Below are 24,734 nucleotides of genomic sequence, written 5' to 3'. Positions count from 1 at the left end.
ATGGCCGGTGCCTATGGCTTTAACATCTCACATGTCGATTTTCTGTGTCACCCCAAACCCCTGATCGACTTCATCCCGGCCGGGCCGAAGTCACAGACGACAGGAACCGCTCACACAACAAGGGACTACACGGCAATAGAAGTCAGCAACACCGATCTGTTGCAGCAACAGGCAATCCGTGAATCCAGTGCACGCACCTATCCCCGCAGGTTCCCTCTTGCCATCCGGCATGCAAGGGGGCTGACCGTTACGGATATGGATGGCAAGGAATATATCGACTGTCTTGCCGGCGCAGGAACGCTGGCACTCGGACACAATCATAATGTTGTCACCGATGCCATCCGGGAAATGATCGATGCCAACGTGCCGCTGCATACCCTGGATATCACAACTGCCACGAAAGAAGCGTTCATTGACGAACTGCTCGTTTGCCTGCCCGCAACCTTCTCACGCGATGCGCGCGTACATTTCTGCGGGCCGACCGGCGCAGATGGTGTCGAGGCCGCGATCAAGCTGGCAAAAATTGCTACGGGTCGCAGTACTATCCTGTCTTTCCAGGGAGGATATCATGGCAGCACCCACGCAACCATGAGCCTCAGCGGCAACCTGCACCAGAAGGGAGCACTGGAAGGGTTGGTGCCCAATGTCCATTTCATGCCTTACCCCTATGATTATCGCTGCCCCTTCGGGCTCGGCGGCAGGGCCGGCGAAAAAGCCGGTCTCAATTTCATCCGTTCTGTCCTTGGCGATCCGGAAAGCGGCGTCACCAAACCGGCAGCCATCATTCTGGAAGCTGTACAGGGGGAAGGCGGTGCCATCCCTGCCCCGGATGACTGGCTAAAAGAATTGCGCCAGTTAACATTGGAACACGACGTACTTCTGATCATTGACGAGGTGCAGACCGGCTTCGGGCGCACCGGAAAACTTTTCGCCTTCGAGCATTCCGGCATCACACCCGATATCGTTGTGATGTCCAAGGCTGTCGGCGGCGGTTTGCCATTATCTGTTATAGCCTATCACAGGAAATACGATAAATGGCAACCCGGCGCCCATATCGGAACCTTCCGCGGTAATCAGCTTGCCATGGCCGCAGGCAGAAACACCTTGCGCTACATTCGCGAAAACGATCTTGCCGGGCACGCTGCGGCTATCGGCCAGCAACTTGAATCCGCCCTTCGAAACCTTCAGACAGCCTTCCCGCAAATTGGCGATGTTCGCGGGCGCGGCCTGATGCTGGGCGTGGAGATGATCGAGGATCGCACATCGGATATCCAGGGCTATCCGAAAGCAGATCCGGCTCTCGCCCGGTCCGTTCAAAAATCCTGCTTTGATCGAGGCCTTATCCTTGAGGTCGGAGGACGCCATTCCGCCGTTCTGCGGTTCCTGCCGCCTCTGATCATCAGCAATGCCGAAATGCTGAAAGTCATCGAGATCTTCAGCGATGCAATCACCGAAAACTGCGCACAACGGACACTTAACGTTGCAGAATAAGATTGAAAACCTGCCTCCCCGGGTGGTGATGGTATCGGTGCTGCTGGGAACCCTGACGGTCAGCCTGAACAACAGTGCGCTCAACCCGGCCATGCCGGAATTCATGAAGACTTTCGACACCGGCCCTCTGCTTGCAAGCTGGATCGTTGCGGGCTTTATGATGGCGATGGGATTGACGATGCCGCTTACCGGTTATCTGAGTAACCGGTACGGCAAACGGCGCCTGTATTTGATCGGGCTTGGCCTGTTCGTTTGTGGCTCATCTCTTGGCGCGCTTGCCCCCGGTATCAACTGGGTGATTGCGGCACGAATAGTTCAGGGTATTGCAGGGGGATTGATGATCCCTCTGTCGCTGCCCCTGATATTTTCCGTCTATGAGAAAGAAAAACGCGGCAGGATCACCGGCATCTGGGGCACTGCCGTCATGCTAGCCCCGGCTGTCGGGCCCTTTGTCGGCGGGGTAGCACTGGAACTGGCAAGCTGGCAGGTCCTGTTCATCATGAACATCCCATTCGGATTAAGCGCCTTTGTTGTCGCTCTCGTTGGCCTGCCGACAGGTCGGCAGGATGCAAATGACAGGCAGCCTTTTGACACCAGGGGGTTTCTGTCTGCGACGCTGGCGATTGCCGTGACAATGATGTGGCTGAATCTTCTGTCAGAAGAAATGCTTCCTGTTTTGGCTATGTGGGGTCTGCCAATACTTGCTGTATTTGCATTTGCCTACTTCATCAGAACGGAACGCAAAAGCCCGGCTCCCCTGCTTGATCTCGGCCTGTTCACCTATCCCTGCTATCGGATCAGCATTGTGATCACGACCATACAATCGGTCGGCATGTTCGTAACGCTCATCCTGATCCCGTTGCAGCTTCAGACCGTGATGGGATATGGCCCCGTATGGACAGGCGCAGCACTTTTGTGCACGGCCGTTTCCGGCAGCATCTTTGTCAATATTGGCGGTCGCTGGCTCGACTGGCACGGCCCCAGGCTCACCGTCACAACCGGCCTTGTCATCACCGGCATTGCGGCATTTTTACTAGCCGCAAGCGATGCAAACACTCCCTTGTGGGGGATATTTGCCCTGATGATCCTGCGCGGCATCGGACTTGGGCTTTCCTACATGCCGGTAACGACCGCAGGCCTGAATGCCATCCCGGAAAACCGCCTTACACAAGGGGCTGCGATGAATAACATTTCCAGACGAATCCTGTCTTCCGCCGGAATTGTGATCGCATCCGCTTATCTTGAATGGCACCGCCAGACACATGCCCCTGCGGCACAGGAAGAAATGGCTGCCATCAGTCAGGTTTTTTTGGCAACGGGTCTACTGATTGCGGGCCTTCTGCCTTTGGCATGTCATCTGCCGTCAAAGGTGCTTGTCCAGGCACCAGTCTCCCCCAAGCCTGACCTCTGATCATCCTTACATGAATACTGCAAACGGGAAACGAGCTCATGAATGTCAACACTCTCCCTTTTCCCCGAGAAACAGAAACCCCCGGCACTGCCGTCTATTCCTGGATCAGCAGACAAAACCGGGATTGCTTTGCCAGTGTCGAGCAGCGGGTTCTCAAACAACTGGTGCAAACGCTGATTTTCGAGAAAATCGTTCCTGTCCAAACGCAGGAAACCGATAACGGCACCATGTTTCTGATCGAAGGGCAGACACGTAGCGGTGCAACTGTCGGCTACCTGTTTGAGGGGCAGTGCAAGGAAAGCTTCGGGCAAATCAAACTGTCCGGCATCGCCAGATGTCAGTCTGCCGACGCGCAACAGACGACCGATGCCAGCCTGACGGGCTTTATTGACGAGGTTCTTTGCCATATTCCCGGTACCGTCAATCTGACGCAGTTTATCGAGGAACTGGAGCAAACCCTTATCAAGGATGTTCAGTCCCTGAGCCAGCCCATTCCGGCTGATTTGTCGGCATTCAGGCATGACTACAATAGCTTGGAAGGGCTTATCATGGACGCCCATTCCTATCATGCATGTTACAAGTCGCGGATCGGCTTTTCACTTGCCGACAACGCTCTCTACGGACCGGAATTCCGTCAGGACATCCACCTTGTCTGGCTGGCGATACGTAAAGATCATGCCGATATCGGCCTTTCCCGCAGTTACGAATATGCCTCTGTCATTCAGGAACAGCTTGCCCCGTCCGATTTTGAACATTTCGAAACTGTTCTGCGCGACAACAAACTGACTTTCGACGATGTCCGGCTTTTACCGGTCCATCCGTGGCAGTGGGACAAAAAGCTTGTCACCGCCTTCCACCGGGAAATACGCGACGGTATTCTGATTTATCTTGGTCGTGGCAGTGATGCCTATCACGCACAGCAATCCATTCGTACACTGGCCAATGTCAATGCACCCGATCGCCCCTATCTCAAGGTGGCAATGCACCTCACCAATACATCAAGCACCCGAATTCTGGCCAATCACACGGTCAGAAACGGCCCCGTCATTACCGACTGGCTGCAACATCTGATCGAAAATGACAAAACCGCCGGGGAAATGGATTTTGTCATTCTGCGCGAATTCCTTGGGGTCAGCTTTGATTACGAAACCTTGCCAGAACACCGGCGCACCACCGCCTATGGCGGTTTAGGCAGCGTCTGGCGGGAAAGCATGGCGAAATATTTGCGTCCTGGTGAGGCTGCAATACCGTTTAACGGGCTTACACATATACAACGCAATGGCAAACCGATCATTGATGACTGGATACAAACCCACGGTCGAGAGGATTGGAGCGCGCAACTGATCCGGGTTGCCGTTCGTCCCATAATACATTTGTTACTGGCAGAGGGTGTCGGACTTGAATCCCATGGACAGAATATTGTTCTGATCCACAAGGACGGCTGGCCGGTGCGTATCGCCCTGAAGGATTTTCACGATGGCGTGCGCTATTGCCCGGATGCACTTGCCCATCCCGACAAGGCCCCGAAACTGCATGCAGCACCAGCCAGCCATCTGCGACTGAACAGGAATTCCTTCATTATCACTGACGACCTGAATGCCGTTCGCGATTTCACCTGTGATGCATTTTTCTTCATCTGCCTTGCCGAGATCGGCATTTTCCTCAATGCCAATTATGGGTTGGCGAAACAATGGTTCTGGAAGACAACCGCAGGCGTTATCCGGGAATATCAGGAACAAAATCCCCAACACGCAGAACGCTATCAATGCTTTGACGTCTTTGCTCCGACCATTCAGGTCGAAGAATTGACCAAACGCCGCCTGTTTGGGGATAGCGAACCACGCTTCATGGATGTCGCCAATCCCCTTTACGCATACAGGCCATAGCCATGCTGACCGAAAACCAATTGAAAAAGGCAATCCAGGCCGGGCAGCCCGCCTATGGTCTGTTCTGTTCAATCCCCTCGCCCACTGCGATAGAAATGATCGCCGAGGCGGGTTTCGATTTCGTGATCATCGATACCGAACACGTATTGGTCAATCCGGAAACCCTTGAAAACATGATCCGTGCCGGTGATGCCCTGCAGATCACCGTTTTGGTACGGGTGGGCGACACAGACCCGAAAGGGATCCTGCGTGTGCTTGACGCCGGGGCCAAGGGCATAGTGGTTCCAATGGTTGAACGCGCAGAGGATGTGCAAAACGCTGTTAGCGCTGCTCGCTACCACCCCAATGGCAGACGGAGCCTGAATGGCGGTCGCCCTGGTGCTTTCGGTAAAAACAGCTTGGCTGATTACATGACCTTCGCTAACCGGGAGGTCATGGTCGTTGCCATGATCGAGAGCAGGGCCGGGCTAGATAACATCCATGACATTCTGGCTGTCAACGGGCTCGACATGATCCTTGAAGGGGCAGCCGATCTTAGCCAGTCCATGGGCAGGCCCTGGCAGATCAAAAACCCGGAAATACAGGAATGCCTGGATAATCTTCAACGTGAATGCAGCCGGGCTGCGATCCCTTACTGCGCCATACCGCGCGAACCCGACGAGCACGAAAAATGGATCCGTAAAGGTGTTCATACATTCGTTCTGGGTGAAGAACGAGGCATCGCCTTTCGAGCATTGCAAAACAAGCTTCAGACCACAAAAGCAGGGGCAGAGAAAAACCATGAACGCGATAGATGACAAGCTTGCCAAAGCAGATCGATTGATTTGTCAGGACCTTTTTGAAGGCCTCCACGCAGAAGAATATTTTGAAGACCAGAAATCCGATCTGATTGCCTTTTCCGATCTGCCCGGAACACAGGAAACCAGCGAACTTTTGCAATATCTTGGTCTGGATACGCCCCCCTCTTCCGGCATGCTCTGGCGCTGGACAACGTCTGACGACCTGTTTGTTTACGCAGCCGTTGAAAAAGCTGTCCTTTATCCCTTCCAGCTCATGCGCAACAGCCGTCTGGTTGGTAAGTCGGCAGACGGATTTTATCATCTGGAATGCCTGTCATTCCTTGATCTGGTATGTCGCAAACTGATCGACGAAAGCCCCGACAGCCGCGAAGGGATCGCCGTTTTTACGGACATGGTAAAAACCAGCATAGAACAGATGGCGCTGTCATTATCGTATCAGATCGATACCAACCGGCTTCTCTCAAAAACCCCGCAAGATTTTTTCCAGATCATGGAGCAATGGGCATCCCTGCGTGATCGCCCCTATCATCCTGTTGCCAAGGCAAAAATGGGATTGTCAAACGAGGAATATGCCCAATTCATGGCCGAATTCGACAAGGACATCTCCCTTGTTTGGATTGCAGTAAAAGCAGATAGCCTGATGCTGGGCGAAGGTGTTGAAAACAGCCGCAGCAAATCTATTGCTGACGCCTTGCTAACTCCTGACTGCAAAATCGCGCTCCAGAGAGAGATGGAGAAAAAAGGACTGTCTCAAACCCACATAGCCCTGCCTGTTCATCCCTGGCAGCTTGATCACTATATCAGGCAGCACTATGATCAGGAACTTCAGGACGGCACCTGCCACATCCTGGATTTTCAGGGTTACCGGGTAAAGGCCACATCGTCCCTGCGATCCATGGCGCCACTTTCCCCGACCCGAAACTATCTGAAACTGCCCATGCATATATTCTCTTTGGCAGCTTCCAGATACCTGCCTGCGGTCAAAATGATCAACGGCAACCTCAGTGAAGCCCTGCTACGTAAAGGTTTGCAGCTTGATCCGGCCCTTGAAAGCCGCGTTTTTGTCTGTGACGAAACCAGTTGGTGGGCTTACTTCCCCGAAGACACAAGCCTGTTTGACGAACGCCCTCGCCATTTGTCTGCCATGGTTCGTACCTATCCGGAAATCCTGGAAGACGATCAGTATCGTCTGATCCCTATGGCGGCATTGGGAACTCCGCTGCCCGGAAGCAGGGTTCATTTCTTTGACGAATGGCTGAATTACCGCGATATGGAGCAGACAGAAGACAACATCCTCACTCTCTTCCGGGAAGTCTGCGAGACCTTCTTCGATATCAATTTCCGTATGTTCAAAATTGGTATGCTGGCTGAAATTCACGGGCAAAATGCAGTGATGGTCTGGAAGGATGGTCGGGCGCACGGATTGTTGCTACGTGATCATGACTCATTGCGCATTTTTGTTCCCTGGCTGGAACGCAACGGCCTGTCAGATCCCGAGTACCGTATCAAAAAGGGCTATGCCAACACCCTTTACCATGATCGCCCCGAAGATCTTCTGTTCTATCTGCAAACGCTTGGCATACAGGTTAATCTGCGTGCCATCGCGGAAACCCTTGCGAATATCTATGACATCGAAGCTTCAGAATTCTGGAAACAGATGAAAGGCGCGATTATCCACGCGCTCGATAATGCGAGTTTCAACAAGGAAGATCGCACAATGATTGCAGAACAACTGTTCGATACGCCATATTGGCCCTATAAGCAGCTTGTTCGGCCAATCATTGCCCGCGCGGGCGGACCGGGAAGCATGCCCTGGGGCAAAGGCAAGGTGCAGAACCCGTTTCAGAATATTGACCCTTAAGAAAGAACGAGAGACGAGGTTATGACCAAATTGTCCGGATTTACTTTCATCTGGAACGCCATCTACCGTCTTGCAGTGCCAAAGCAGCCCCGGAAGATAAAAACGCATTTCTCCAACCCGTCGCTTTTTATCGCGACGGGTTTGACGGTTTTCTGCTGTCTTGTTTTTCAACCCGCTCTGGCACAGCAGGAAAGCATTGAAACAACGCGCGTCATCCCCCATTCCATGGGGGAAACAAAGATAACCGGCACCCCCCAAAGGATCGTCACCCTTTTTCAGGGCGCAACCGATACGGCCGTCGCACTCGGGGTTATTCCGGTCGGCGTCGTTGAGTCATGGGTCAACAAACCTGTTTATCCCTATCTTCGGGACGCGCTGAAGAACGCCGACATTGTCGGGCTGGAAACCCAACCTAATCTGGAACGTCTTGTCGCGCTCAAACCCGATCTGATTATCGCTTCGAAATTCCGCCATGAAACGCTCTATCAACAATTGTCGGCCATCGCACCTGTCATTTTTCTGGAAGAAATCTTTGATTTCAAACAGACACTTGAATTGATGGGGCTGGCCTTAAATCAGGAACAAACGGCAGACGATCTTCTTGCTGACTGGAACCGCAGGACAGAACATTTCCGTCAGGTCCTGTCATCACGGGACAACATGGACTGGCCGATCGAAGTCTCCTTGCTTAATTTCCGGGCGGATCATCTCCGCCTTTTGTCTCGCAACAGCTTTTCCGGTTTGATCCTCAGTGAACTTGGATTTGAGCATTCCTCATTTGCCGATACCAATGGCTGGATTTACAAAAAACTTACCAGCAAGGAAGCTTTGCCAACGGTGAATGCCGACACCTTCTTCGTTTTCCTGCGGTCCGAAAACCCCGCCGTGGACGAGAATTATGATAACTGGCGCAATCATCCCTTGTGGAAAACACTGAAAGCCAGCCGCTCAGGCCAGATTTACAAGGTTGACGAAATCGTCTGGAGCCTTTCTGGCGGGATCATCGGCGCAAACATGATCCTTGATGACCTTTTCAGAATTTACGATGTGCCGCCCCTGACAGAGTGAAGACAAGTATGACAATCAAGAAAACAAACGCGACATGAGTAAGGAATTCAAAGCACTTTTGTTGCTGGCGCTTTTGTTCGTGCTGTCTTTCAGTGCAAGTCTGACCATGGGACAATATCCGGTATCGCTAGGGGATTCCTTTTTGGCGCTCGTCCAGTTTGACGAAAACTCCGTCGAACATGTCATCGTGATCAGCAGTCGACTGCCGCGCACTGTTATTGCCTGTTTTGTTGGTGCCGCACTTGGAATTTCTGGCGTTCTGATGCAGGCAGTAACCAGAAACCCCATGGCATCGCCAAGCATTCTGGGCATCAATAGCGGTGCGATCTTTATGATTGTTCTGGTTTCCACCCTGTTTCCGTCTTTCGCCGGACATGGCCTGATATGGGTAGGCATGGCCGGCGCAACCCTGGCCGGAAGCATCGTTTATATGCTGGGCAGTCTTGGGCATGGCGGATTGACCCCGACAAGGCTGGTTTTGGGCGGTGCGGCCCTGACAGCCCTTTTCATATCCTTCACCCAGGCTATTCTGGTCATCAATCAGGACGGCCTTGACCGTATTCTGTTCTGGTTGGCGGGCTCCCTTGCCGGACGCACGCTTGATGCCTTCCTGCCCGTTCTGCCCTATATCTCGGCTGCTGTCGCGGTCAGTTGTCTCATCGGACGGCACATCAACATTCTCATGTCAGGAGAAGATATCGCCAAAGGTCTGGGACAGAATACATTTCTGTTGAAAACCCTGATTGCGGTACTGGTCGTCGTGCTTGCCGGCAGTGCGGTTTCTGCTGTCGGAAATATCGCCTTTCTGGGTTTGATTGTCCCACACATCGTTCGGCTTTCGACAGGCAGTGATCATCGCTGGCTCATCCCGCTAAGCGGTCTTGCCGGTGCGGTCCTGCTGCTGGTTTCCGATGTTATCGCACGTCAGATTATCATGCCTGAAGAACTGCCGATCGGTGCAATGACCGCAATTATTGGTGCTCCGTTATTTGTCATTCTTGCCCGGCGGAATTTCTCTTATGGATAATATTTTCACATCGCTTGGCAGACACAGGACCGACAACCCTGACCGTACCGCCTTGCCGGTCCTTATTCTGGTCATGCTGTTTACAGCCCTGATCGCCATCGTCGCCACGGCAGCGGGCCCGGAAGATATTCCGATCTTGACCGTCATTCACGAATTGTTCGGAGCCAGTGAAAGCCCGCATGGCTTTATCATCCAGAGCCTGCGTTTGCCCAGGATAGCTATGGCACTTCTGGTCGGGGCAGGTCTCGGAGTTTCAGGTCTTATCCTGCAAACCCTGGTACGCAACCCGCTTGCCTCTCCCGAAATCATCGGCATCACCGGCGGTGCTTCGGTTGCCGTCGTCATCTATTTCGGTTGGCTGGCGCCAATCGTCAGCGTGACATGGATGCCGCTGATCGCCTCAGCCGGGTCGGCCGTTGCCGCCATTACGATCTTCCTTCTGGCATGGAGCGGAACCGTAGAACCGGCAAGGCTGATCCTGATCGGCATCGGCATTTCTGCCACTTTCGGTGCCCTGACCACTTTGCTGATGGTTTTCAGCACCGAAATGACGAACCTATCGGCCTATATCTGGTTGACCGGCAGCGTCTATGGTGCAGATTGGACTGATGTGCGTCACATCCTTCCATGGGTATTACTGCCTTTACCTCCGCTGATCTTTTTGGGGCGAACACTGAATACCCTGCTCTTGGGCCATGATGTGGCCACCAGCCTGGGTATACCGGTACAAGTCGTTCGTCTGATCGCACTCGGGGCCTGCGTTATTCTGGCGAGTTCTGCAGTGGCCTATGCCGGTGCCATCGGATTTGTCGGCCTGCTGGCCCCGCATATCACACGCCGTCTTGTGAAGAACACCATCACTTTGCAAATTCCCGCGACGGCCTGCATCGGCGGCCTTCTGGTCCTGATCGCAGATACCGCAGGACGCACACTGTTCGGCTCGCTGGATTTGCCTGCAGGCATATTTGTCTCCGCAATCGGCACGCCATTTTTCATTTACCTTCTCTACCGCCAAAGATAGAGAGACGCTTATGTTATCGCTTGAAAGCCGCGCCCTTACACTTGGCTATGACAAAAACATTGTCATCAAGGAACTCGACCTTGCCATTCCAAAGGGCAAAATCACGGTATTGATCGGCAGCAACGGCTGCGGCAAATCAACGCTGCTACGTGCCCTTGCCCGCCTTCTGAAACCAATCGCCGGACAGGTATTCCTCGCGGGAGAACCGATTTCGCAGATTTCCGGTTCTGACATCGCCAAACGTCTCTCCATTCTTCCGCAGGGTCCCGATGCCCCCGAAGAAATGACAGTTTATCAACTGGTTCGACAGGGACGTTACCCACATCAAAGCTGGTTCCAAGGCTGGTCTACCACCGATGAAAAAATGGTGGAACGTGCCCTGGAAGCAACCGAACTGACCGACTTGCGCAACAGGCCGTTGCAAAAACTGTCCGGGGGGCAAAAGCAACGTGCATGGATCGCGCTAACGCTGGCGCAAGATACCGATATCATTCTGTTGGATGAACCCACGACCTATCTCGATCTTTCCCATCAGATCGATATTCTGGAACTGCTGCACGAACAGAACAAGAATGCGAACAAAACCATTGTGATGGTCCTGCACGACCTGTATCTGGCTTGCCGCTATGCCGACCATCTTGTCACTCTGAAAGACGGCCAGATATATGGTCAGGGCAAGCCGGGCGATATCGTCACAGAAGACATGATCCGTGCCGTATTTAATCTGGAATGCCGGATCATTTCCGACCCACTGAATGGTACACCGATCTGCATCCCCCACGGACACAGTACGTCAAGGTCGGAGGAATTCCATGCATGCCCTTGATGACCAGCGGATGGACGAGTTGCATTCCTTATGCGGCCTTAAATCGGCAAGTGCGGGTTTACCCGGCCTTTCCGTGCATGGGCCAGAGATCCTCGACAAGGATATCTGCCGCGACATACTAAACGAGGTCGGGCGTCTTCTGGGCTCCCGGTCGCGCAAAATCACGGCTTCACTTTTAAGCAAGCGCATTGCCTTTCTCACAACTTCTGCCGCCCTTTATCCCATGAGCGCCTACAATGACGGGCTTGATCTTTCGCTTGAGAATTGTGTGATTGATTACAGCCACGATTCAAAGCGATGGCAATCTTCCATGTATCTTTACAATCTGGAAGCAATCCTGCCAGCCCCCGGTGCGAGAGAAACCTGGCGCGAAGATGTATGCCGCAGACTTTTTTCCGACAATCTCGCCCGTCTGTGGCAGGCCCTGCACGAGGCGTCCGGCGTTACCCTTTCCATTTTATGGGAAAATACCGCCGTCAGGGTTTATTCGCTTTATGAACGTCGCCTCATGACAATCGGAAACATAAACACCGCCCGGCAAATTCGGGAAGACTTCGCCTATCTGACGACCGAGGCAGATGGCGACCTCTTTGACTGCAAAGACAATCCCATCCAGCGGTTCTATTTCGACAAAACACCAGCCGGAGAACGCGAAATCCGTTATCGCAAAACCTGCTGCTATTATTACCTAACCCCGCCACAAGAATATTGCTCGACCTGTCCGCTTCTTTTGCCGTCCGGAAAGAAAAGAAAATGCTCGAACTAAATCCGTCTAGCCGAAGCATCCCGCAAGATCTTGTTGAACGGTATCGTGCTGTGGACACATCCTCCATCGGTCACCTGACCACAGAAGGATATATTCGAAATATCAAAGCCCAAACTAAATGCAGCAGGCTACTCGGACATGTGGTGACGGTAACCTTGCACGGGACGGACGGCAGTGCCCTCTATCATGCATTAATCAATAGTCGGCCCGGCGACGTACTTGTCATCTCGATGCCAAACCACGCGGAATATGCCTGCTGGGGAGAACTGCGTACCATTGCCGCCATGATCAAGGGTGTCGTCGGTATTGTAACGAATGCCTGTGTGACGGATATCCGGGCTCTGCAAGACCTGCCTTTCCCGGTTTTTGCCAAGGGCATGAGTTCTGTTACCACGCAAAAAAGTGACTTGGGCGGAAAAATCAACACCCCTGCCGTAATAGACAGTCAGGAAATTCACCCGGGCGACATGGTGATCGGCGATGAAGACGGCCTTTTCATCCTCTCCCCTGATCAATCCGCAAGGCTGATCGACCCTGTTCTGGAAAAGCAGGCACAGGATGAACGAAAACGGCTGGAACTTCTCGCAAAACTGGCTGAAAGCCGCAGATAGAAACCTGTATCCATGAAAATTCCCCGTGACCAGATAATCACGGGGAATTTTCAAATGCATTTATTTCGACCAGACAGCCTAGAAATCCACAGAATAACCGACTGTCACAGTGCGCCCGCGCCCTTTGAAATAACGGTCGTCATTTACCAGTGCACTCTGCGAATAATAGGTGATGTAGTCTTCGTTAAAGAGGTTTTCTATAGCCATATTGACCTTGCCCGTGGGCAGTTTGTAGGTGGCTGCAAGGTCAGTAATCGTATAGCCGGAAAAATCTTTTTCCGGATCGTCGAAGTTTTTGGAAAAGTTGTGCTGCACTTGCAGGAACGTCGAGAAATTATCACTCCACGTGCTGCCCCATGTTGCAATCAGGCGGTTCGGTGCCACATTCAGACCGTCCAGTTCGGCATCCAACGTTCCATTCTCATCACTGTCATACTTACCCTGGCTATAGGCATAACCGACACCGACTTTATTCTCCTTGTTCAGCCAATAGCCAACAGAAGCTTCCAGCCCCCGAATTCTGGTTTTCTGCCGCTCGACAAAGAAATCGTCTCCCACCTGTTGAAGTCGTGATCCAAGATCGGCGTTTGACTCATAAACACTGAATTCTGCATCCCAGACCGTGTCATCGTAACGAACGCCAACTTCGATGTTGTCGGTTACAATCGGTTCCAGATTAAGGAATGAATCAACATCCTGCCCCGGATCGTCAATGCCACGCAGAACACGGCCAACATCGGGCATCCCAAACCCTTCGGAATAGTTCCCGAACAACGAAACAGTCTCCACCGGGCTATATGTGATCCCAAAGTTGACAAGTGTTTCCTCAAATGAAGGCGTCCCGCCGTCCACGGTCACGCCATTTTCAGCTGCGACCGTCTGGAAGGTAGGAACATCCAGTTCTGCAACTTCATAACGCACGCCCGTATGAAATTTGAGCCCCTCCAAAGCCTCGAACTCAGCTTGCAGGAATGGCGCATAATTGAAATAGGTTGTTTCAGGAACCCAGCTGCGATCCGTCAGAACCAGTTTCTGGTCGGTGGTATCGCTCAGAACATCGAAGCCTGTTGTCAATTTCAGGCGATCATCAAGCAAGCCATCTTTAACCAAAGTTACCTTGCTACCCACTTTGGTCGAATCTGCCTGGGACTGATCAAGTCCGGTAGGAGCAAGCGTCGGGTCTACAAAACTAGTGGATGTGGTTGCGCCGAACCGCCCTTCAAAATCCTGATAATAAGCCTGGACTTTCAAATCCATATCCAGAAAGTCCTTATTCTCGTAATCCAGGCTAGTCGTATAGACTTGGTTTCTCGGTGCCTTCCCAACCGGCGTACCTTCTTCAGAAGTCGTTGGAATACCGTTGTCGCGATCCCCCGTCACGCTGACATAGTTCTGTTTGCCTTCTGAACGGAAATAGTTGAATTCCGCGCCAATCGACTGGTCATCATCGATCCAGTAGGTTCCTTTGCTCAGGAAATCGTAGGTGCGGGAATCCATAAGATCGCCCTGCGTGTTATCCACCCCGACCGGATCGCCATTCGCATCAAGATACAGCCCCTGATCTTCAATAGTGGTGGAAACAAGGTAATCAAAATCTTCAAAGCCGCCATTGAAACCATAACCAAGCTTGTAGTTATCCGTTTCGTTACTGATTCCAGTCGTCGGCAATGTCGTCTGAACATTCATATGCTGATTGAAGCTACCGGCTTCCGGACGCTTGGTCACATAGTTGATGATACCACCTGTGGCTCCCAGACCATGGATGGCATTGGCACCATGAATGACCTCAATTCGCTCGACCATCGCCAGATCAATGGTGTGTGCTGACCGCCCTGTCGGACGAAGCGGGTTGGATTGCGGTACACCGTCAATCATGAAAAGTGGCGTGCGACCGCGAAAGGTTTCACCACTTCCGGTCAGTTTCTCGCGTGCAGGCGTGTAGGCAGGAAGCAAATTGGCAAGCGCTTTGGAAGAATCCGTCGTGATTGCAAGCTGCTGTTCAATTTCCTCTTTGGTGATGACCGTGATCTTCTGTGGTGATGATTTCACATCGGAATTGGTTCGACTGGAAGAAATGACAAGCGGTGCGGTCGTTATTTCATCTGCCGATTGTTGCTCTTCAATCGACTCTTCACTTTCGACTTTTTGTTGCTCGGTTTGTGTCTGGGCAAAAGCCTGCTGCACAAACAAAAAAGAACAACTGATGGCAAAAAGTGAAGTTAAACCGGGTTTAATCACAAGAGCCCCCTCTGCAATAAAATTTAGAAACCGCCGAAAAGTACACAACCCCTCCGATCATTGCAAATCATAATGATAATCTTTCTCATTTTTAATTTTACCCCTTAAAATCACACCGGCATAAGAAAGCCGGAACAGCATTTCTGCTATTCCGGCTTTCATCATTCAGGAGCCGACGGGAGGTTTCTGCTCCCTCATTAAACCACAGGCAATTCCCTGCAGCCGCGCTCAAGCCATGTCGCCGATGTCCCAGAACACACCGGCCATCATTTGCAGGGCCTGTCGGCTGAGGCTTTGCAGGATATGTTCGTTGGGCGCATGCTGAGAGCATGACGCATAGGAGTGCGGCACCCAGACGGTCGGTAAATCAAGGATATAGGCAAATGTATCATTGGGCAGCGACCCGCCAAGATTGGGCAGGATTGCCGGTTTGGTTCCGGTGGTCTTGATGATTGAATCGCGTACACGCGTGACCCACGGATGGGATGGGTCAAGCCGGGTTGCCCGGAAGAACCCCTTTGCCGAGGGAATGATTTCAACATCCGTAAAGCCATGTTTATCAAGGTGTCGGCGCAAAGCCGGCAGAATGTCATCCTCATCCGTGCCGACCACATAACGCAACTGGCAATGCGCAATGGCTTCAGGCGCGATGGCATTTACCGGTTTTTCCGGGTTGCCGGCCTTTGCCGCAAGTACGGCAAAGCTGTTCCAGCCATAAACCTTTTCCGCCAGTGACAGGCTTTCCTCGCCCCAGTCAGGGTTGATCGCAGGCCCGGTTTCGGGTTGGGTAATTGCGCAATCCTTGAGGGCCTCGCGGACTTCGTCATTCAGGCTATCGGGCCGCCATTCCGGCACCTGTATTTGCCCGCGACGATCAACGATGGATGCAATCGCATGGGAAAGAACAATCATCGGGTCTTTCAGCAAACCGCCCCAGTTTCCCGAATGATGCCCGCCTTCGCGATATTTAAGCGACAGCGCAAAATTGATCGCCCCGCGTGACCCCATGAACATGGTCGGGCGTTCGGCACTCAGGCGCGGGCCATCTGAGGCGATCAGGACATCGGCGGCAAAAAGATCGCGATAATTGGTAAACAGTTCGGCAAGGCCGGGCGACCCCGCCTCTTCGCCCATCTCAATGATAACCTTGCAGTTAAAACCCAAGGCGCCACGTGTCTGAATGACCGACCGCAGGGCCGCCAGATTAATGCAATGCTGCACTTTGTTATCCGCCGTACCGCGCCCGTAAACCCGATCACCTTCGATCACCAGCTTGAAAGGTTCAAGGCCCTCGCGCCATTCACCTTCCTGTGCGAGGATCACATCGCCATGCCCATATGTCAGGATGGTCGGCAAATCGTCGCCTTCGCGGCGTTCGGCAAACAGGAACGGTCCGAAACCGGGTTTGGGATTATCAATGATGCGGGTTTCAAACCCCATATCGCGCACCATCGGAATAATCACATCGGTAAGATAGCCATACAGCGCTTCGAGATTATCGGGCTTCTGGCTTTCGGTTTTCTGTTCGACCATTCGACGCAGTTCGTCGATAAACTGCCCATCTTCAAAATACCGGGTTACATTTTCGATAGCATCAGCACGCGTTGACATTGATTGATCCTTGTTATTTCCGATAAGCCATCAAATTCCCAAAGGAACGACGGAGCATTTTGTACTTCACGAACCATCCCGGTGTTCCGCCACCGCATCGCCCCAGGGCGACATGATTTCGGTCATGCCCTGATTGATGTTTTCCTGCCGAAGAACCCCCGCCGGGCAGGCAAAGGCATAGGGGAAAGCGGTCCTGCGCGTGGTCACGCAACGATGGCGTTCCCCAAGGGCCGCAACGATATCGGGCGAAAGGCTTTGATCGATGATCACCGTATCGCCGCCGCTAAAATCAACCCGCGCCTGATGAAAGGCATCTTCGAGGGTCATGTCGAAATCCATCAGGCAGGATGTCAGTTGCAGAATGGCTGGCAAAATCTTGCGCCCGCCGGATGCCCCGATGGCAAAACGCTTATCCTTGTGCTGACCGATTGCCGGGCAGACATTCATCAGGCATCGTTTGTCGGGTGCTAACGAGTTTGGCCTTCCCGGTTCGGGGTCGAACCACAGGATCCCGTTATTCATCAAAAGCCCGCTTCCGGGCAGCACGACCTTGGATCCGAAAATGGACAGCAATGTCTGGGTCACGGCAACCATGTTGCCATGTCGGTCCGTCACGCTGAAATGCGTGGTGCAGGCGGGGGCGCGACTGTCATCAACGTCCCCCATATCGCGCAACCGGCGTTTATAGGTCGTCTTAAGCGCATCGACATACGCCCCATAAGCATCCGCCCCCGGTGACATCCCTTCAAAATCCTGATGCGACAGGATTTCCAGACATTCCGCAAGGTTTTCACCCGCCGTCATCGCAGGCGGGGTAAAGACCATCCCCCCGCGATAGGATGTCGCCAGCGGATCAGACAGAATAGCCTGATAGGATTTCATGTCATCAAGCGCCAAACATCCCCCGGCGTCCCTGACATCGGCAACGATTTCCGCCGCAAGATCACCTTCGTAAAATTCACGCGCACCTTTATCGGCGATGCGTTGCAGCGTGGCCGCCATCCGGTCAAGATTGATCCGCTTGTCCGAAAGGGCCGTCCATCCGGCAATAGTCGGCCACTGCCCGTCTTCCAGAAAGGTCTCCGCCGCGGTCGGGTTTTTGGCAAGTTCGCGGGTACTAGACGCAATGATAAGGGCGGCATACCAGTCAACGGATAACCCGCCCGACGCAAGCTTTGCCGCAGGCGATACAAGATCACCCCACGGCATCGTGCCAAACCGGTCAAAGGCAAGCCCCATACCGGCAACGGTCCCGGGTACCGCAATCGCGGTTGCGCCAATCTGGTTACGATCCCCGACAACACGCGCCCATGGGAACAGGTCACCTGCAACGCCTTCGCCTGATAACGGATAATCCGCAACATCAAGCCCGGCGGGTGAACGCATCCCGAAGGTAATGCAATAGGTCCGGTCTTCATCGGCGCGATAGATCATCATGGCACCGCCACCGGCCGGGCCACTCATCCAGGGTTCGACAACCCCCATGGCAAAGGATGTGGCAATCGCGGCATCAATGGCATCGCCACCGGCGGCAAGAATGTCAGCCCCGACCTGGGCGCCTAGCTTATGCTGGGCTGCGACCACCCCACCATTTTCGACAGTGACGACGTTTTTACGGACCGACTGCATGTTGGAAAAATTGTCGCGGATCATTGAACCGCCCCTTCGACCAGATGGCATTCAACCCGCTTGCCCTGATGCAGGGTCGCCACCGGTGCCTTGGTCGAACAGATATCAATCGCGCGCGGGCAGCGCGGATGGAAATGACACCCGCTGGGCGGGTTGATCGGATTGGGGAATACGGCCCCCAATTGCGTATCGGGAACACCAAGGGACGGGTCCGGTGTCAGAACGGATTCCAGCAACGCATTGGTATAAGGATGATCCGGACCGGCAAACAGCGAAGATGCTTCCGCTTCCTCGACAATGCGGCCCAGATACATGACCGCCACCCTTGTTGCGAGATGTTCGACCACCGCAAGGTTATGACTGATGAACAGATAGGTCAGCCCGAATTCATTACGCAGATCCGACAGCAGATTAAGGATTTGCGACTGTACCGACACATCAAGCGCCGATGTCGGTTCATCGCAGATCACGATCTCAGGACGCATGATCAGGGCGCGCGCAATCGCCACACGCTGACGTTGCCCGCCCGAAAGCTGGCTGGGATAACTGCGCAAAACCCGTTTGGGCAAACCGACAACATCAAGAATATCGGCGGTCTGTTTGTCCCAGTCACGCGGATCGCCGACCTTGTGCACCCGTAGCGGCAACGAAATGATATCGCCAATCGTCTTGCGCGGGTTCAGCGATGAATAAGGGTCCTGGAAAATCGGCTGGATACGCCGCGCCAGATAGGATCTGTCATGGCTGGTAATGTCTTCGCCATCGACCAGAACCCGGCCCTGTGTTGGCGTTTCCAGTCCCAGCAAAATACGCGCAAGGGTACTTTTGCCACAGCCCGATTCCCCGACAAGGCCAAGGACCTCTCCCTTTTGCAGTTTCAGCGTCAATTCATCAACCGCGCGAAGATCCTTGCGTTTGCCAAAGATGCCCTGCTTGATCGAAAAAATCTTGAAAACATTTTCAAGTTCAAGAACCGGAACGGACATTATGCTTCCCCCGATTTTGGCTGGTTCATGTCATAATCGTGAACACAGCGATAAAGATGCCCGGCGGGTGAAATCCGGGCCGGTATATCGGACGCACATTGCGCGGTTGCCTCGTCACAGCGGCTTCGGAAAGCACAACCAGCAACATCACCGATAAGAGACGGCACAATACCGGGGATCGAGCCCAGATGTTCGCCAACCGCGGTTTTGCCCGGCACCGGAATGCAATTAAGCAACCCGCGGGTATAAGGGTGCTTTGGCGCGGTAAAGACTTCGGCAGCACTACCGGCTTCGACCATTTCACCGGCATACATGATGGCGACCTTGTCCGCGACGCGGGCCACCACGCCCAGATCGTGGGTGATCAGGATCATCGCCATGTTCAATTCACGCTGAAGATCCTTAAGCAGGCGCAATATCTGGGCCTGAATGGTGACATCAAGCGCGGTTGTCGGTTCATCCGCAATGATCAGATCAGGTTCGCCCATCAGGGCCATGGCAATCATAACGCGTTGGCGCAGACCGCCTGAAAGCTGGTGGGGATATTGTTTCATACGGTTGGCCGCCGCCGTGATCCCGACCTTTTCCAAAAGTTCGATGGCGCGATCACGCGCAACCGACTTGGGGACCTTGCGGTGAAGCAAAAGGGCTTCCGTCAGTTGATCACCAATCGTGTATGCCGGATTAAGCGAGGTCATCGGCTCCTGAAAGATCATCGAAATCCGGTTGCCGCGCAGTTTGCGCATATCCCGATTGGATGCGGTTTGCAGATCGACACCTTCAAAATCCAGAACCTGCGCCGAACGTTGCGCCTGCTTGGGCAGAAGCCCCATGATCGCAAGCGATGTCAGGGATTTGCCACTACCTGATTCACCCACCACACACAGGGTTTCACCGCGCTTCACATCGAAATCAATGCCGCGCACGGCATGCAGCGTTCCGGCCGCCAGCGGGATATCGACCGTCAGGCCGCGAACAGAAAGAATGTTTTCCATGCTGATGCCCCTAGTTGCGGTTTTCAGGTGCGGAAACGTCGCGAAGACCATCGCCCAGCAGATTGATCGCCAGAACAAGGATGAAAAGCGCGACACCCGGGATGGCAATCATCCATGGCTGGAACAGAAGCATCTGCTTGCCTTCCGACACCATTAACCCCCAGGACGGTGTTGGCGGCTGCACCCCGAGGCCCAGGAACGACAGGGCCGCTTCAAGCAGGATGGCATGCGCCATTTCAAGCGTCACGATCACGATCAGGCTGTTGGCGATGTTCGGCATGATTTCGCTAAACAAGATGCGCTTGGTCGAACAGCCGATGGCCTTGGCTGCCGTGACATACTCCATCGATCGCAATTGCAGCGTGGCAGATCGCATCACAACCGCGAACCGATCCCAAAGCAAAAGGCCAAGAACCGTGATCACCACCTGAAGTGATCCGCCAAACAGCGCCACCACCGCCAGCGCCACAAGAACCACAGGCATGGCAAGGCGCACATTGATCAAAAAGGTGACACAGGCATCGACACGGCCACCGAAATAACCGGCTGCAACCCCCATGCTGGTGCCGATAATGCCGGAAATCAGGGCCGCAATCGCCCCGATGGCCAATGAAATGCGCGCGCCATAAAGCAACCGTGAAAGATAATCCCGCCCCAGATGGTCGGTACCAAGGATGTTCTCCCAGCTGCCTTTTGCATCCCAGACGGGCGGGATCATCCGATGCATCAAATCCTGCTGATACGGATCATAAGGCGCCAGAAGTGGTGCAAAAAGCGCCATCAGGAAAATGGTCAGAAGCACGATGGCCCCAAACATCAGCCCCTTGTGACCAAGGATTTTGGTCAGCAAAATCTGTCGTGGTGTCGGCCCGCTCAGGACTTCAGCTTCAACCTTGGGCGCCACTGTGTTGATGGTTTCGGTCGTGTTGGTCATGTCAGCCCACCCTCATGCGCGGGTCAAGCCACGCATTCAACAAATCCGACAGGAAGGTGAAGACGATATAGAACATCGAAAACACCAGAATCAGGGCCTGCACGGTTGGCAGATCGTTACGACCAATGGATTCCCATGCCAGATAGCCCGCGCCATGCAGGGCAAAGATCGATTCAACAACAATCGATCCACCCAGCATGAAGCCCATCTGCACGGCGGCCAGACTGACAACCGGAATGATGGCATTGCGAAGGGCATGCTTGAACATCACCCTGAATTCACCCGCCCCCTTGGCGCGTGCGGTGCGGACATAATCCGCACCGAGCACGTCAAGCATCCCGGCCCGGGTCAGGCGCATGATGGCGGGCATCGCGTAATAGCCCAGAACAATGGTCGGCATCACAAAGTTCTGCCAGCTATCCGAACCGGAAGGCGGCAGAAGGCGAAGCTTGATACTGAACAGGACAATCAGGACCAGGCCAAACCAGAAGCTTGGCATGGCCTGCCCCATGACCGAAAGGAACAGGGCAATCCGGTCAATAATGCTGTTGGGGCGAACGGCGGCGGCAACACCCAAAGGCACAGCCGTCAGAAGCGCAAAGGAGATTCCGCAGACGCCAAGCAACATCGTGACGGACAGGCGTTCGGCAACCAATTGTGATACCGGCAGCTTGAAGTAATAGCTTGTGCCGAAATCTCCCCTGATCGCATTGAACATCCATTCGCCATACTGAACGACCCATGGTCGATCAAAGCCGTAATATATTCTTACAGCTTCGATATCCTCGGCATTTGCCGTTTCACCCGCAATAGCCGCCGCGGGATCCCCCGAAAGATAGAGAAGCGCGAAGCTAAGCATGGAGACGGCAAGCGTCACCAGCAAGGCCAGGCCAAGCCTTTTTAACGTATATACCAACACCGTTCTGAACCCCTGATCCGGAGGATTATTTCCAGCTCATCTGGAAGAAGCGCGGAATAGCATCCGTGGTCGGTGCATATTCCAGATCCTTGGTGAACACGTAGTTCGAGTTATAGGAGAACAACGGCAACCAATAGGCTTCCTCGGCAATACGCTTCAGGGCTTTGGCGTAGTATTCCTTGCGCTCGTCGGGATCGACGGAACTGTCGGCAACATCCAGCCATTCCTTGACCTGCTCGTCACGTGCGCTGTCGAGACTGCCGAGCTTGAAATACTGGCTGACGATCGCCGACGCATCATTGATCGAATAGGATCCCCATGTCTGGAACGACATCGGTACTTCGCCCTTCATGTTCAGTTCACGCAGGGCGGAGTATTGCAGAAGCTTGAAATTGCTTTTGATGCCGACCGCTTCGAGATAGCCCAGCATGGCTTCGGCATATTCACGATCACGATAGGCATAGAAGTCAATTTCAAGTCCGTCCGGATAACCGGCTTCGGCAAGAAGCTGTTTGGCTTTTTCAGGGTCATAGTCATAGAGGGTAACGTCCTGTGCGCAACCGAACTGCGACGGGAAGCACGCCGAATTGACGACGCGCGATTTTCCCTTGAGCATCGAGGCAACGATGGCTTCGCGGTCAATCGCATGCGAAATTGCCTGACGCACAAGTTTGTTGGTGAACGGGTTGTTTTCACCGCTGCGACCGGCGGCATCAAAGTCAAGATATCCAATACGCATGGTGCTTTCGTTGGCAACCGTGAATTCACCCATCGCGCCAAGGCTTTCGGCCTGATCTGGCGGCACCTGCCAGATCCAGTCCAGACCGCCACTGAACAGTTCGGCCGCCTGCGTGTTGAAATCGGGAATGGTGCGGATATCGAGACGACCGATATTGGCCTGCCCCTTCGGGCTGTCCTTGTGATAATTTTCGTACTTCTCCAGCACGAAATGCTTGCCCGGCTCGACCGAAACAACTTTGTAAGGACCGGTCCCTACCGGATTAAGTCCCATGCCGGTCGGACCGGCTTCGGCATAATACTCGTTGGGGTAAATCGACACCGGCCCGGCAAGATATTCAATCGCCGCCGGGAATGGAGCTTTCAGATGAATGCGGACCTTGAACTGGTCAATCTTCTCGGCACTTTTCATCCAGTTGACGTTGCGCTGGGTTTTAACCCCGTTCTTTTCATCCGCAACCCAGTTCACGGTCGCGACCACATCGTCAGCATCAAAAGGCTCGCCGTTGTGGAAGGTAACGCCCTGACGAAGATTGAATTCAAGGGTTTTGTCATCAACCCATTTCCAGTCCGTCGCCAGATTGCCCTGATACTCGCCGGTATAAGGATCGCGGTAAACCAGCCCGTCCCAGATGGAACGTTGCAGGATGACGCCTTCACGCGCCGAGTTGAAATAACTGTCGACATTTTCAAGTTCTTTGGAGAACGCGACATTGAGGGTATCGTCAGCTTTGTTGGCAGCGGCTGTTCCAGCAGCGGCCATGGCGAGGGCAAAGATTCCAGCCCCCTTAAGGATCTGTTTCATTATAGCCTCCTGATATGAATGTCCCGCTTCACAATATTTGCGGCAAGACACATTAGATGTATTTAAAACACCTTGTATTATATTATAATACAGCGTACTGTATATAACTACGATAAGGCAACTGGAAGCAGCATGTCAACCAGCACGTTTGCCATTAAAAAAAACGAGGAAATGCGACCATGACGGATGCCAAAGCCCGGCAGCAGGACACCCTTTTTGTCACATCCCTTGAAAAGGGCATGCGGATACTCGAAGCTTTTTCCGAAGATAAAACCGAACTTGGCCTGGCCGACCTTGTAAAGGTTACCGGTCTTGAAAAGAGTGCGGCACAACGATATGCCAACACACTATACGAGCTTGGCTATCTGGAAAAAAATCCTGAAACCCGCCGGTTTCGGCCAGCCGTCAAATATCTGGAAATGGCATACAGTTATTTGTGGGCCGATTATCTGGCACAACTGGCAATGCCACGCCTGATCGACCTGAGCCGCCAGACATCCCAAACCATCAACATGGCCGAGCCAATCGGAACCGACATTATTTATGTCGTGCGCATGCCCAACCACCGCACCAATTTCGGGGCTTCGGCGATTGGCAGACGGGTGCCTGCACTTGTCGCATCTTCCGGGCGCGTCATCCTGAGTCGCCAGTCCGATCAGGCCATCCGTGACGCGGTAAGCAATTGGCCAACCCGGCAATACACCCAGCGAACAACGATGGATCGTGGTGCCATACTCGACAATATCCTGATGGCACGCGAAAAGGGATATTGCACCACACAGGGGCAGGTTTTACCCGATGAAGTCAACGTTGCCGCCCCGATCTGCAGCATTGACGGAATACCGGTTGGCGCCATCCATTGTTCTCTGCCATCGATCCGCTGGACCATCGAACGCGCAGAAGCGGAAATTGCCCCGCTTGTTGTTGAAGCTGCCCAATCTATTGTGCCATCAAGATAAACGGCGCCGACATTTATAGCAGAAGTGGTTACGTTGGCAGGATCAGTCTCCGCCCTTGGGGCTTCGCCAGCTTCGCAAATAACCTTTCAAACAGGCATTGGCCTGTTTGCGATCTTCCAATCCACATCCACCTGGCAAACGAACATTAAAAA

The 24,734-nt window shown here is 53.5% G+C and carries 20 protein-coding genes; 12 read left to right on the top strand and 8 right to left on the bottom strand.

Annotated elements, in window-relative coordinates; all coding sequences use genetic code 11:
* Genes J7395_RS21115 through J7395_RS20330 form a run of 11 tightly spaced genes read left to right on the top strand, consistent with a single transcriptional unit; the run spans window position 1 to window position 12,768 of the window.
* Window positions 1-1,491 carry a diaminobutyrate--2-oxoglutarate transaminase gene (locus tag J7395_RS21115; protein WP_348541255.1) on the top strand — a complete coding sequence of 497 codons (1,491 nt, stop codon included), beginning with the start codon at window positions 1-3 and terminating at the stop codon, window positions 1,489-1,491.
* The gene (locus J7395_RS20375) at window positions 1,481-2,902 is read left to right on the top strand and encodes a DHA2 family efflux MFS transporter permease subunit (RefSeq protein WP_209223517.1); all 1,422 of its coding nucleotides are present in this window, start codon (window positions 1,481-1,483) and stop codon (window positions 2,900-2,902) included. Before J7395_RS21115 ends, J7395_RS20375 begins: the two co-directional genes overlap by 11 nt.
* A 38-nt stretch (window positions 2,903-2,940) precedes the next feature.
* Window positions 2,941-4,788, top strand: a complete 1,848-nt coding sequence (locus J7395_RS20370; protein WP_209223515.1) for an IucA/IucC family protein — start codon at window positions 2,941-2,943, stop codon at window positions 4,786-4,788.
* 2 nt (window positions 4,789-4,790) lie between these two features.
* A complete protein-coding gene (locus J7395_RS20365; RefSeq protein WP_209223513.1) occupies window positions 4,791-5,585 on the top strand; it encodes an aldolase/citrate lyase family protein in 795 nt (264 codons plus the stop codon).
* Window positions 5,569-7,449: an IucA/IucC family protein gene (locus J7395_RS20360; protein WP_209223511.1), complete on the top strand. Its 1,881-nt coding sequence runs from the start codon at window positions 5,569-5,571 to the stop codon at window positions 7,447-7,449. The genes J7395_RS20365 and J7395_RS20360 overlap by 17 nt, the downstream gene beginning before the upstream one ends.
* Window positions 7,450-7,470: 21 nt before the next feature.
* Complete coding sequence (locus J7395_RS20355) at window positions 7,471-8,517, top strand: iron-siderophore ABC transporter substrate-binding protein (protein ID WP_209223509.1); 1,047 nt, start codon at window positions 7,471-7,473, stop codon at window positions 8,515-8,517.
* A gap of 34 nt (window positions 8,518-8,551) precedes the next feature.
* Complete coding sequence (locus tag J7395_RS20350; RefSeq protein ID WP_209223507.1) at window positions 8,552-9,544, top strand: iron ABC transporter permease; 993 nt, start codon at window positions 8,552-8,554, stop codon at window positions 9,542-9,544.
* Entirely contained in the window at window positions 9,537-10,565 is a 1,029-nt protein-coding gene (locus J7395_RS20345) for an iron ABC transporter permease (protein WP_209223505.1), read from the top strand. The genes J7395_RS20350 and J7395_RS20345 overlap by 8 nt, the downstream gene beginning before the upstream one ends.
* Before the next feature lie 10 nt (window positions 10,566-10,575).
* A complete protein-coding gene (locus tag J7395_RS20340) occupies window positions 10,576-11,391 on the top strand; it encodes an ABC transporter ATP-binding protein (protein ID WP_209223503.1) in 816 nt (271 codons plus the stop codon).
* A complete protein-coding gene (locus tag J7395_RS20335) occupies window positions 11,378-12,157 on the top strand; it encodes an IucA/IucC family C-terminal-domain containing protein (protein WP_209223502.1) in 780 nt (259 codons plus the stop codon). Before J7395_RS20340 ends, J7395_RS20335 begins: the two co-directional genes overlap by 14 nt.
* On the top strand, window positions 12,145-12,768 hold the full coding sequence (locus J7395_RS20330) for an RraA family protein (RefSeq protein ID WP_209223500.1): 624 nt from the start codon (window positions 12,145-12,147) through the stop codon (window positions 12,766-12,768). Before J7395_RS20335 ends, J7395_RS20330 begins: the two co-directional genes overlap by 13 nt.
* 78 nt (window positions 12,769-12,846) lie before the next feature.
* Here J7395_RS20330 and J7395_RS20325 read toward each other — a convergent pair whose 3' ends face one another.
* The 8 genes from J7395_RS20325 to J7395_RS20290 all read right to left on the bottom strand — a co-directional run bounded on the left by J7395_RS20325 (window position 12,847) and on the right by J7395_RS20290 (window position 23,623).
* Window positions 12,847-15,006 (bottom strand): TonB-dependent receptor, encoded by a 2,160-nt coding sequence (locus tag J7395_RS20325; protein WP_209223498.1) that lies wholly within the window; start codon window positions 15,004-15,006, stop codon window positions 12,847-12,849.
* A 228-nt stretch (window positions 15,007-15,234) separates the two neighbouring features.
* Window positions 15,235-16,617 carry a M20 family metallopeptidase gene (locus J7395_RS20320; protein ID WP_209223495.1) on the bottom strand — a complete coding sequence of 461 codons (1,383 nt, stop codon included), beginning with the start codon at window positions 16,615-16,617 and terminating at the stop codon, window positions 15,235-15,237.
* Between the two features lie 66 nt (window positions 16,618-16,683).
* The gene (locus J7395_RS20315; protein ID WP_209223493.1) at window positions 16,684-18,270 is read right to left on the bottom strand and encodes a gamma-glutamyltransferase; all 1,587 of its coding nucleotides are present in this window, start codon (window positions 18,268-18,270) and stop codon (window positions 16,684-16,686) included.
* A complete protein-coding gene (locus tag J7395_RS20310) occupies window positions 18,267-19,232 on the bottom strand; it encodes an oligopeptide/dipeptide ABC transporter ATP-binding protein (protein ID WP_209223491.1) in 966 nt (321 codons plus the stop codon). The genes J7395_RS20315 and J7395_RS20310 overlap by 4 nt, the downstream gene beginning before the upstream one ends.
* The gene (locus tag J7395_RS20305; protein WP_209223489.1) at window positions 19,232-20,227 is read right to left on the bottom strand and encodes an ABC transporter ATP-binding protein; all 996 of its coding nucleotides are present in this window, start codon (window positions 20,225-20,227) and stop codon (window positions 19,232-19,234) included. Before J7395_RS20305 ends, J7395_RS20310 begins: the two co-directional genes overlap by 1 nt.
* Before the next feature lie 10 nt (window positions 20,228-20,237).
* Complete coding sequence (locus tag J7395_RS20300) at window positions 20,238-21,161, bottom strand: ABC transporter permease (RefSeq protein WP_062953460.1); 924 nt, start codon at window positions 21,159-21,161, stop codon at window positions 20,238-20,240.
* Between the two features lies 1 nt (window position 21,162).
* On the bottom strand, window positions 21,163-22,080 hold the full coding sequence (locus tag J7395_RS20295) for an ABC transporter permease (protein WP_062953459.1): 918 nt from the start codon (window positions 22,078-22,080) through the stop codon (window positions 21,163-21,165).
* 25 nt (window positions 22,081-22,105) lie between these two features.
* A complete protein-coding gene (locus J7395_RS20290; protein WP_209223487.1) occupies window positions 22,106-23,623 on the bottom strand; it encodes an ABC transporter substrate-binding protein in 1,518 nt (505 codons plus the stop codon).
* 179 nt (window positions 23,624-23,802) lie between these two features.
* Between J7395_RS20290 and J7395_RS20285 the strand changes: the two genes are divergently transcribed.
* Window positions 23,803-24,582, top strand: a complete 780-nt coding sequence (locus tag J7395_RS20285) for an IclR family transcriptional regulator (protein WP_062953457.1) — start codon at window positions 23,803-23,805, stop codon at window positions 24,580-24,582.
* The last annotated feature ends 152 nt before the right edge of the window (window positions 24,583-24,734 follow it).

Origin of the sequence: Thalassospira sp. A3_1, assembly GCF_017744215.1 — a bacterium.
GTDB lineage: Bacteria > Pseudomonadota > Alphaproteobacteria > Rhodospirillales > Thalassospiraceae > Thalassospira > Thalassospira lucentensis_A.
Note: the sequence above shows the minus strand (reverse complement) of the source record. Positions and strands in the feature narration are given on the sequence as shown.